The sequence below is a fragment of the Deltaproteobacteria bacterium genome, from assembly GCA_016210005.1.
In the GTDB taxonomy this organism is placed as follows: Bacteria; Desulfobacterota; Binatia; order HRBIN30; family JACQVA1; genus JACQVA1.
In genome coordinates this window covers 17,754-29,166 of record JACQVA010000045.1, presented here as the reverse complement: position 1 = coordinate 29,166, position 11,413 = coordinate 17,754, and the positions used below count along the sequence as shown (strand labels likewise).

The 11,413-nt window shown below is 67.5% G+C and carries 7 protein-coding genes; 6 read left to right on the top strand and 1 reads right to left on the bottom strand.

Translation table 11 applies throughout. The features are described 5' to 3' along the window. The first annotated feature begins 423 nt into the window (after positions 1-423). The 5 genes from HY699_05370 (at position 424) to HY699_05350 (ending at position 7,737) form a co-directional block, all read left to right on the top strand. Positions 424-1,167 (top strand): ABC transporter ATP-binding protein, encoded by a 744-nt coding sequence (locus HY699_05370; GenBank protein MBI4515230.1) that lies wholly within the window; start codon positions 424-426, stop codon positions 1,165-1,167. Then, positions 1,164-2,330 carry an ABC transporter permease gene (locus HY699_05365; GenBank protein MBI4515229.1) on the top strand — a complete coding sequence of 389 codons (1,167 nt, stop codon included), beginning with the start codon at positions 1,164-1,166 and terminating at the stop codon, positions 2,328-2,330. Before HY699_05370 ends, HY699_05365 begins: the two co-directional genes overlap by 4 nt. 1 nt (position 2,331) lies before the next feature. After that, the gene (locus HY699_05360; protein ID MBI4515228.1) at positions 2,332-3,507 is read left to right on the top strand and encodes an ABC transporter permease; all 1,176 of its coding nucleotides are present in this window, start codon (positions 2,332-2,334) and stop codon (positions 3,505-3,507) included. Between the two features lie 72 nt (positions 3,508-3,579). After that, positions 3,580-4,785 (top strand): efflux RND transporter periplasmic adaptor subunit, encoded by a 1,206-nt coding sequence (locus HY699_05355; GenBank protein ID MBI4515227.1) that lies wholly within the window; start codon positions 3,580-3,582, stop codon positions 4,783-4,785. A gap of 99 nt (positions 4,786-4,884) precedes the next feature. After that, a complete protein-coding gene (locus tag HY699_05350) occupies positions 4,885-7,737 on the top strand; it encodes a molybdopterin-dependent oxidoreductase (protein MBI4515226.1) in 2,853 nt (950 codons plus the stop codon). Positions 7,738-7,782: 45 nt separating this feature from the next. Here the strand turns inward: HY699_05350 and HY699_05345 are convergent, their stop codons facing one another. Next, positions 7,783-8,703: a homocysteine S-methyltransferase family protein gene (locus HY699_05345; protein MBI4515225.1), complete on the bottom strand. Its 921-nt coding sequence runs from the start codon at positions 8,701-8,703 to the stop codon at positions 7,783-7,785. Positions 8,704-8,807: 104 nt separating this feature from the next. Here HY699_05345 and HY699_05340 point away from each other — a divergent pair, with 104 nt between their 5' ends. Then, positions 8,808-11,399, top strand: coding sequence for a glycoside hydrolase family 31 protein (locus HY699_05340; protein ID MBI4515224.1), 2,592 nt, complete (start codon positions 8,808-8,810; stop codon positions 11,397-11,399). Positions 11,400-11,413 lie beyond the last annotated feature (14 nt).

Here is an 11,413-nt window from a genome sequence, read left to right as displayed (position 1 = left end):
GCGTGCCGTTCCGTTTGCTGGCCAGGATGTAAACGCAGAACTGCTTGTCCATAGCGCCAAACGCCAAACTGGATTCCCGCTTTCGCGGGAATGACGGCCATAACACCGAACCACGTTACCCACAAATTTGTCGCGCACCCGGCCGGCACTTGTGGTCAGCACCTTCGAACGGCTGCCGCGTCGGTGCGATTGCCGGTCTTCCACCGCCCTGGCCCCGTGGCCTGTTGAATACGCCCCAGCGACAGCGGAGGCACAGAACTGCATTACTCGCGGGAAAGGGCGAGGGTACTGGCCGTGCGGGCCAGCAGGCCCGCTCGGCATTGTCGCACAAGGCCATCCGCGCAAGCGGTTCGCTCACCCCAATCCTCTCTCGCCGGTGCTGCTTCTTGCCGGCAACTCGGCTTCGGGTAAGATGCGGCGCAGATGATCGACGTTCGCAGCGTCTACCGCTCCTACCACCGCAACGCCGACGAGGTGCACGCATTGGAGAATGTCTCGGTGCACATCGAGGCGGAGCACTTCGTTGCCTTCATGGGTCCGTCGGGCTCGGGGAAATCGACGCTGATGAACCTGGTCTCGGGCATCGACCGGCCCACGGCCGGCGAAGTCGTGGTCGCCGGGCAGCGGCTCAACGACTTGTCCGAAGACGAGCTGGCGCGCTGGCGGGCGCGCCACGTCGGCCTGATCTTCCAGTTCTTCAACCTGATCCCGGTGCTGTCGGCACGTGACAACGTGGCGCTGCCGCTGCTGCTGACCCATCTCAGCAAGGCCGAACGCCTGCAACGGGCCGAGACCGCCTTGCGCATCGTCGGCCTCGAGCACCGTTTGCACCACTCGCCGCGCACGCTCTCCGGCGGCGAGCAACAGCGCGTGGCCATTGCCCGCGCCATCGTTACCGACCCCGACCTGATCGTGGCCGATGAGCCGACCGGTGACCTCGACGCGCGCAATGCCGAGGAGATTCTCGGCTTGCTGCGCCAGCTCAAGCACGATTTTGGAAAGACCGTCGTCATGGTTACCCATGACCCCCGGGCCTTGCGCTTCGTCGACTATGCGCTCCACCTCGACAAGGGCGTGCTGCTCGAAGGCGACGATGCCGCCCGCGCCGGGGAGGCGATCCGGCTGGCGGCCGGCGGCGCCGTCGTCGGCGCGCGGTGGACGTCGTGAAGTACTTCGGACTGATCGCCGCCAACCTCGGCCGCAACAAGCTGCGCACCGCCCTCACCGCCAGTGCGATCATGCTGGCCGTGGTATTGGTGTGCCTGCTGCTCACCATGCCCGCCGGCCTCGACGTGATCCTCGAGAAAGCGGCGAGCAACACCCGCATCTCGGTGCACAACAAGGCCGGCATCGTCTACTCCATGCCGCATTCGTTCACCCGCAAGGTCCGCCAACTCGACGGCGTGGCCGGGGCCTTGGCCATGACCTGGTTCGGCGGCGCCTTCGAAGAGGCCGGGCGGGTCACTTTCCCGAACTTCGCGGTCGAGGGCGAACACATCGCCGCCGTCTACCCGGACTACAACATCGCCCCCGAGCAACTCGCCGACTTCCAGCGCTACCGCGACGGGGCCATCGTCGGCCGCCAGACTATGCGCAAGTACGGCTGGAAGATCGGCGACCGCATCACCCTGCGCAGCACGGTGTGGCCGGTCAGTCTCGATTTGCGCATCGTCGGGGAGGTAGCAAGCGAGCGGGCACCCATGTTGTGGGTGACTCGCACCTATCTCGACGAAGCCCTGAAGGCCAAGGGGCGCACGGGGCTGGGGATCGCCGGCCTCATCTGGGTGCGGGCCGCGGATCCCAGCCGGGTGAACGCACTCATGCGCGAGATCGACGAGCTGTCGCGCAACAGCGAGGCCGAGACCGCCTGCGAGACCGAGAAGAGCTTCTTCGCCAACTTCTTCGGGACCCTGCAAGGTCTGGTCACCATCATCCTGATTGTGACCGGGCTGGTGGCGCTGTGCATCGTCTTCATCGCCGCCAACACCGCCTCGATGGCGGTGCGCGAACGCGCCGGCGAAATCGCCGTGCTCAAAGCCATCGGCTTCGGCCGCCGGGTGATTTTCGGCACCCTGTTCGCCGAGGCCCTGCTGCTCTCGCTCGCCGCCGGCACCGCCGGCGTACTGGCGACCAGCGGCCTCACCCGCGTGCTGCGTGCCGTCGCCGGCGGCAATCCGACCCTGGGTCCGCTCGGCAGTTTCATCGTCACCAGTGCCGTGATCGTCGACGGCCTCTTCTTGTCACTGTTCGTGGGTATGCTGGCCGGGGTGGTGCCCTCGTTCGGCGCCGCGCGCAAGCCGGTGGTCGAGACCTTGCACGAGGTGTTCTAGGGTGTTGCCGCTGTCCTACAGCCTGCGCAATGTAAGCGCGCGGCCGCTGCGCAGCGCCATGACCGCCGGAGTCGTGGCGCTGGTGGTGGTGGCGTGCAGCCTGTTTCTCAGCTTGATCTCGAGCTTGAAACGCACCCTGATCGCCTCCGGCGATCCCATGAATCTGGTGGTGATGCGCAAGGGTTCCGACAACGACGGCTCGAGCCAACTCTCGCTCGAAGCCTATCAGGCGATTCGCTTCTTCGACGGCATCGCGCGCGACCGGACGGATCAGCCCTTGGCCTCACCCGAACTGGTGGTGCAGCCGTTCTTCCGCACCCGGGCCGGCGGCCGCGACAACGTCCTGGTGCGCGGCGTCGAGCCCGTGGCCCTGGCGGTGCACACCGGCGTGACGATCTCTGAGGGGCGGATGTTTCGGCCGAGCGCACACGAGGCTGTGGTCGGCCGCGGTGTGGCGGGGCGATACGCCGGCGCGGCCGTCGGCAACGAGCTCGAATTCGGCCGCGGCCAGTGGAAAGTGGTCGGCATTCTCGACGCCGGCGGCTCGTCGTTCGAGAGCGAGGTGTGGGTAGACGTGCGCGAGTTGGCTAACGACGCCAAGCGGCCGTTCCCGTACTCGGGCATCCGGCTGCGCGCGGCCAGCCCGGCGGAAGTGGACGCGCTGGCGCAGCGGATCGAGAGCGATCCGCGCTTCGCCCTTGGCGCGCAGCGTGAGACCGACTACTACGCCAAGCAGTCCGAATCGGCCAACTCGCTCTACGTGCTGGTGGTCGGCATTGCCGTGCTGGCCGGCATCGGCGCCGGCTTCGGCGCCTCGAATACCATGTACGCCGCGGTGCAGGCCCGTACGGCGGAGATCGGCACGCTACGCGCGCTCGGCTTCTCGCGCCGCGCCATCCTCTCGGCCTTCCAGATCGAGGCCGTCGCCTTGGCCACGGTCGGGTTCGGCGTTGGGGCCGCGCTGTCTCTGGCGCTCTCGGCGGCGATCGACGTCTACCTCGGCGGCATTGCCTTCGGCGCCGCCACCTTCACTACCAATGTGATCAGCTTGCGGGTGAGCGGGCAGGATCTCGCCGTCGCGTTCTTCTTGGCGCTCAGCATCGGCGTGCTCGGCGGCTTCGGCCCGGCGTGGCGAGCCGCGCGCTTGCGGCCGATCGAAGCGCTGCGTAAGGCGTGAGCGTGGGATACGGTAGGGATGACGCAGAGCGGGCATTATGTTGTGGTTGAAACACCGGACCAGGAGCCAGGGATGAGCAGTGCAGACCAACCTCGCCGCGAGCGGCTGCGGGCCGACTTGGAATCGCTACGGCTCGATCGCGACCCCGCGATCCGACCCGCCCAGCGTGGCCCCCGGCGCGGGCGCCGGTTGATCGGCGCGCTGGTGCTGCTCGGGCTCGGGAGCGCCGCCGCCTACCTGGTGGCGGGGCGCACGCCCGTGGTCACGGTGGCGACGGCGACGCTCTCGGCCCCGGGGCAATCCGGCCCGGCGCAGGTACTCTCGGGCTCGGGCTACATCGTCACCGGCGACCGCTACGTGTCAATCGGCGTGCGCGTGCCCGGCCGCATCGACCACTACTTCGTCGAAGAGGGCCAGAACGTGCACAAGGGCGACCGCCTGGTTCAGCTCGACGATCGCGACTACCGTGCGCTCGTGGCCAAGACCGAAGCCGGCCTGGCGCTGGCGCGCGCCAATCTCGCCCTGGCCCGGGCCGATCTCACCCGCGGCCGCTCGCTGCACCAACAGAAGGTGATCTCGCAACAAGAACTCGATCTGTGGCAGAACAAGGCAGCAGTGGCGCGGGCGAGCGTGGCGCAACTGGAGGCCGAGCTGGCGCAGGCCAAGGTCAACCTCGAATACACCACTCTCTATGCACCCACCGACGGCGTCGTGCTGGCGAAATTGAAGGAGGTGGGCGAAATTGCCGTACCCGGCGGCTTCGCCGGCTCCGGCGACCTCATCCGCCTGGCGAACTTGACCGATATGCGCGCCCAAGTCGACGTCAACGAAGCCGATCTCAACCGCGTCCGCATGGGACAACGCGCGGAAGTGACGCCCGATGCTTACGCCGAGGCCCGCTACGCCGCGCAGGTGGTCAAGCTCTACCCGCAGGTGGACCGCCAAAAGGGTACGCTGCGAATCGAGGTCCGTATCCTCGAGCCGGATGCGCGCTTGCTGCCCGACATGAGCGCCCGCATCAGCTTCCTGGCCGAGCCCAGCGCCGCGACCGAGCAGCCGGTGGTCCTCGCCCCCGCCGGCGCCGTCCGGCGCGACCAGCAAGGCAACCCCTTCGTGTGGGTGGTCAACGGCGGCCGCGCGCACCACACTTTGGTCGAGACCGCGGGCAATGCTGGCGATCGCGTCCGCATCAGCCGTGGCCTCACGGGCGGTGAGTCCGTGGTGCTGTCCGATGATACCGGCCTGCGCGACGGCGGCCGCGTGCAAGTGGCGCCGTAACCCCGGCCACCCTGCCGCTAGAGACAAACGCGCGCTATCGCCCAGACCGGCGCCGAGAAGGCAACCTGCCAGTAGTTCATCACGTAACCGGAGGTCTCAATGGAACTCACACGCCGGAAGTTTCTGCTTTCCAGCGCAGCCGCCAGCTTGCTGCTGTCGCTGGATCGCCTCGGCTTCGCCCAGGTCACACAGAGTGGCGCTGGCGCCGCCGCCGCGCCGCCGATTCCGCCGTATCGCACCTGGGAAGATGTGTTCCGCCAGCAGTGGACGTGGGACCGCGTCGTGCACTGCACCCACAACCGCGCCAACTGCATGTCGGCCTGCGCCTGGAACGTCTACGTCAAGGACGGCATGGTCTGGCGCGAGGAGCAGGCCCACGTTTACGACGAAGGCGGGCGCGCCGGCACGCCGGATTTCTTTCCGCGCGGCTGCCAGAAGGGCGCCTGCTACAGCAAGCTGATGCACACACCGCAGCGCCTGCGCTATCCGCTCGAACGGGTCGGCGCGCGCGGCAGCGGGCAATGGAAGCGCATCAGTTGGGATGAAGCCTTCGACAAGATCGCCGACGGCATCATCAAGGCGGCCACGGAGCACGGGGCCGAAACGGTGATCGCTACGCCCGGCCCCAACTTCGACCACGGTCCGGACTCCGCCGCCGAGTTCCGCTTCTCGCGCGTCCTGGGCGTGACCACCCTCGACACGTTCTCCGGCATCGGCGACATGCCGGTCGGCATGATTCAGACCTACGGCATGTTCATGAACGACGGCACCGCCGACGACTATTTCAATTCCGACTACATCGTCCTCTGGTCCGCCAACCCGCTCTACACCCGCATCCCGGACATGCACTTCATCACCGAGGCGCGCTATCGCGGAGCCCACGTCGTGGTCATCGGACCCGATTACAACGCCACCGCCATCCACGCCGATCGCTGGCTCAATCCCAAGGTCCAGTCCGATCCGGCGCTGGCGCTGGCCCTGGCGCAAGTGCTCATCAGCGAGCAGCTGTGCAAGGACGACTACATCAAGGAGCAGACCGATCTGCCGTTCCTGGTGCGCACCGATACCGGCCGCTTCCTGCGCGAGCGTGATCTCATCAAGGGCGGTCGCGACAACGTCTTCTACATCTGGGACGAAGCTCAAGGCGCGGCGGTGTTGGCGCCGGGCAGTCAGGGCATGCGAAAGCCGACACTGGTTCTCGGCGACATCCGGCCGGCGCTGCAAGGACGGCACGCGGTGAAGCTGGCGGACGGCACGCGCGTCGAGGCGGAGCCGCTCTTTGAACTGCTGCGCCGGCAACTGAATGCGGGCTACACGCCCGAACTGGCGGAGCAGATCACCGGCGTCCATGCCGAAGTGATCCGGAGCACCGCACGCGAGCTGGCGGCGGCGAGGGCCGCGCTGATCTACGCCTCCACCGGCGCCTGCAAACACTACCACAGCGATCTCATGCACCGGTCGTTTGCTCTGCTGATGGCGCTCACCGGCAACCAGGGCAAGCCCGGCGGCGGCTTGCGTCTGGGCGCGTGGTGGGGGCTGAACGGCTTCGACGAGCTGGGCTCGGGCGAAGTCGCCAGCTGGATGAAGCTGGCGCTGCGCATCACCGGCCGCCCGGCGGTGCGCGACGTCGAGACGTACATGATCGAGCGCGCGCGCGCGCTCGCCTTCTCGCCGGTCTTGCCCTGGCTGCAAGTGCACGGCGGCTACGCGCCCACCATGGGCAGTGCCGGCAACAACGACAGCGGCAATCCGCTCGGCATGGATGCGGCGATGAAGACCGCGGTCGAGCAACGCTGGATGCCGATCTTCCCCGCGCCGGGCAAGTCGCCCAAGGTCTTCGTCGTCAACGCCGACAACCCGCTGCGGCAGTGGCCGTCACCGCAGATCGCCCTCGAACACCTGTGGCCGAAGTTCGATCTGGTCGTCAACGTCAACACCCAGATGTCGACCACCGGGATGCACAGCGACATCGTGCTCCCGGCCGCCGGCTGGTACGAGAAGATCGGCATCAAGTACGCCTGGTGCTTCCTGCCGTATCTCGTTCTCGGCGATAAGGCGGTCGAGCCGCTGGGCGAGTCGCGCAACGAGTGGTGGATCTTCGGAAGCCTCTGCCGGCGCATTCAGGAACGCGCCCGCGCGCGTGGGGTAACGAAAGTGAAGAACGCCTTCGGCAAGGATTTGGACTTCGCGCAGGTGTTCGAGACCTGGAGCGACGGCGGCACCTTCGACCCGGCCGAGCCGCGCACCGGTATGGACTACATCTTCCAGCGCTCGGAAATCTGCGCGGGCACGACCTGGGATGAGGCCATCAAGCGGGGCGTCGTGCCGATTGAACGCAACGGGCCCTACAACATGTTCAACAACATGTGCACCGACGTCGACTTCACCCGCCCGCTGTATCCGAACGCCTGGCAGATCGAAGAGAAGGAGTCATGGCCGACGCTGACCGGGCGCCAGCAGTTTTATCTCGATCACGACTGGTACGTCGCGGCCGGCGAGGCCCTGCCGGTGCACAAAGCGCCGCCGGCGGCGGGCGGGCAGTATCCCCTGCGCATGACCGGCGGTCACACGCGCTGGAGCATTCACACCATCTGGCGTAGCGAAGCCACGATGTTGCGGCTGCAGCGCGGCCAGCCGGTGCTCTACATGAACAAGGACGACGCGCTCGCCCGCCAGCTTGGCGACCACGATCGCGTGCGGATCTTCAATGACCTGGGCGCCTTCGAGTGCGTGGTCAAGGTAACCCCCGCGGCGCAGCCGGGGCAGGTGATCATCTATCACGCCTGGGAGAACTTTCAGTTTCCTCGCCACCAGGGGCAGCAAGAGCCGATCACCGGCTCGTGGAAATCGCTCCACTTGGTGGGCGACTACGGGCAACTGCACTACCGCGCCCTCTACGGCGCCCCGAACTTCGGGCCGCGCGGCGTGGCGGTGGAAGTGCAGAAACTCTGACAGCGCGATTTGCCGAAAGCCCGGCAGAGAATCGGCCGGCGTTGCTCACGCACTGCCGGCCGGGTAGCCGAGGCGGGCACAGATAGCGGCAATAAACGGCGGCGAGGTGCCGCAGCAACCACCAACGAAGCGAGCGCCGGCCGCCACCAGTGCCGGTACGCAAGCGGCGAAGCCGGCGGACTCGACGCGGTAAATGACTCGCCCGTCGCACCACTCCGGCAGCCCCGCGTTGGGCTTGATCCACACCGGCCGATCGCTGGCGGCAGCCAGCTCGGCGCACAGGGCGATCGCTTGCTCGACACCGACGCCGCAGTTCGCACCGATGACGTGCGCGCCGGCGCGGGTCAGCTCTTGCGCCGCTTGCCGCGGCGTTACGCCGGTCATGGTGCGATCCTTGTTCTTGCCGGAGTCGAACGCCATGCAGGCGACGACCGGTAGACCGGTGGCTAGCGCCGCACGCACGGCGATGCGCGCCTCGGCCAAGTCGCTCATAGTTTCGATCACGATCCCGTCGGCGCCAGCCCGTGCTAGGGCTTGCGACTGCTCCGCGAAGGCCTCGCAGAGTTCCGCCTCGCTCAGCTGCCCGGCAATCAGCAGCTTCCCGCTCGGTCCGACAGAGGCAAACACCAGCGCCTGCCGGCGCGCCGCTGCGCGCCGCGAGATCTTGACCCCGGCCCGGTTCACCGCAGCAACGTCCACCGCCGGCGCGTGCGCGCCCAGCGCGATGCGGTTGGCGCGGAAGGTGTTCGTGAGGATGATGCGGCTGCCGGCCTCGACGTAAGCCCGCGCCACCTCCTCGACCTTGTCGGGGTGCGAGAGATTCCACAGATCGGCGAACTCGCCCGCGGGCAGGCCGCGGGCTTGCAGCTCCGTCCCCCAAGCCCCATCGGTAACGACGGGGCCGGAATCAATCAGCGCCGCGATCTGCTCTCGGGTGTCCGTAGCTGGCCTCCGCGGTTCAGCGATGACACGTTTGCCGCGCGGAGGCTACCCCCGCGCTTGCGAGCACGATAATCGAACAGCAGGGTTTCCTTGCGCACCGCAACCCGGGAATGGTAGCCAGCGCGCTCATGAAGGTTGTGCTCGCACTGGCGGTCTGCGCCGCTGCCTCCATCGCTGCGCCTGCGGTGGCGGCGCCGGGGCAAATCTTAAGCACGACCGTGTGCCTGTTCGATGCCGATCCGCTGTGCCAGCTGCCCGATTGGAACGATGATGGCCGCGTCAGCGCAGCCGACCTGCCGGGTTCACTGCGCTTCATGCCGGTGGCCGGCGATGAAATCCGAGTGGTCGAAACCGCAGCAGCGGTCATGCTGCGTTCTGCGGTGGCCAGCGCCAGACTCGACAAGACGAGCGCGACCGTGGCGCTCGGCGATGCCGGCGGCGCCGGCCTGACCGCAGCCCTTCCGCCACGGCTCAAGTTCGGTGCGACGACGCAGGTGCTTAACGGCATCGGCGAGGTGCAGCGGCTGGCGCGCGGCTTCAGCGCCAGCGCCGGCGCCGGCGCCACCGCCGTGCAGTGGACCGTCGAATTCCAGAGCCCGCGGACGTTGCGCTCGCGCCTGCGGCCGGCTGACAGCACCGGCCTCACGCGCGTCAGTTCGGCGGTGGCTGCGGCTGCGGGCGAGCGCTTCTACGGCTTGACCGAACGCATCGTCGACAGTCGCGGCGCCAGCGAGCTGTCGCCGCTGGCCGTCGGTGCGCTCGATCGGCGCGGCGAGATCGTCAAGATGGAAGTGGTCCCGACGATGTCGCTGTACACCCCGTTCTTTCACAGCTCGCGCGGCTACGGCGTCTTCGTCGAAGGCACGATGACCGGGGTCTACGACCTGGCCAAGAGCGACCCCAACGCCGTCAGCCTCGACTTCGAGTTCAACCCGCGCACGGGCGAGCACGGCGTGGTCTACTTCATCGGCGACTACGACACCATTCTCGACGAGTACACGGCGCTGACGGGCCGGCCCTTCCTGCCGCCGCGCTGGGGTTTTCTCCACCTACGCTGGCGCGATGAGCACCGGCTCGCCGAGCCGGCCAGGCTCGACGGCGTGGACATGAACGCCGACTTCGTCAACGACCTCACCATGTACGAGACCCTCGGCATTCCGGCCGGTAACTACGAGTTCGACCGGCCGTGGACCGATGGCTACACCGATCGTGGCTACGAGGGTTTCAGCAGCTTTCGCTTCGATCCGGTGCGCTTCCCCAACAGCGAGAAGATGCTGGCGGCATTGCAGAACCGCGGCTATCACATTTTGGTTTTCGGCGCCCCGTGGGCGCTGGGCGAGAACGCGGTGGCGGCGGAGCAACTCGGTTACTACGCGCCGCGCACCCGCATCCTGATCGACTACACCAACCCGGCGGCGGCGGCGTGGTGGAGCGGCGCGGTGCAAAGCCTCATCGATCTCGGCATCTCGGGCCTCAAGCTCGACCGCAGCGAGTTTGCCGAAACCGAGATCGGTGACGCGGTACCGAGTCTGGCCACCGACGTGTTCTTCGATGGCCGCAATGGGCGCGAGCTGTTCAACGGCTACACCATCGAGTACGCGCGCGTGCACCACGACGCCTTCAAGGAGCGTCTGGGGCGGGACTTCATGCATTACTTTCGCGCCGGTTACGCCGGCAGCCAGCAATACGGGATCTTCTGGGGCGGCGACACCCCCGGGCGCACGGTTTTCGGCGCCGGCCCGCCGACCGACCTCGGCTTGCGCAGCGCCATCCTCTCGCTGGCGCGCGTCGCCTTCATGGGCTTCCCGATCTGGGGCACCGACACCGGCGGTTACTATCAGTTCGGCGATCGTGACGTATTGGCGCGCTGGCTGGAGTTCAGCGCCTTCTGCCCGCTGATGGAAATCGGCGGCGGCAACCAGGGCGGCGGCCAACACGCGCCCTGGGACATGCCGACCGAGCCCGCCTACGATCAAGAGATGATCGACATCTATCGTTATTTCGTCACGCTGCATCACGAGTTGGTGCCGTTGTTCTACAGCCTGGCGCACGCGGCGGCCGACAGCGGCCGGCCGCTGGTGCGCCCGCTGGTGTTCGACTTCCCGGGCGACCCGGCCGTCGCCGACCTATGGGACGAATTCATGCTCGGCGATCTGCTCTTTGCCCCGCTCTGGCGCATCGGCGAGCGCAGCCGCCAGGTGTATCTGCCGGCGGGCACGTGGATTGACTACTGGCAGCCGCGCCGCCGTATCACCGGCCCGGCGACACTGACCGCCGAGGCCGCACTCGATCGCATCCCGCTATACGTGCGCGCCGGCGGCCTCGTGCCGCTCGCAGTCAGCAGCGCCGTCACCGGCAACGGCAGCAAGGAGCTGTCGGAAGGGCGGCTCACCCTCGACACCTACCCCCTGGGCACATCGACGCTCATTCTGCGTGAAGACGAAGGCGAAAGCACCTTTACGCTCAGCGATGCCGGCTGCGATGCCGGCAGGTGCGTGCAGCTCGACATCAACGGCCGGCCGCGCGGCTACATCGTGCGCATGTTGGCCGAGGCGGTCGGCGCGGTGATGCTCGATGACCAGCCGCTGGTGCGCGCCGACTCGCTCGCGGCCTTGGCTGTGGCAGAGAGCGGTTGGTTCTTCGACGCCTACGCCGGGCGGCTGTGGGTGAAGTTCGCCACCGCCGGCGCGGACGCCAGGCTGCGCGCCGAGGCGGAATAGGGATTGGAGGCACT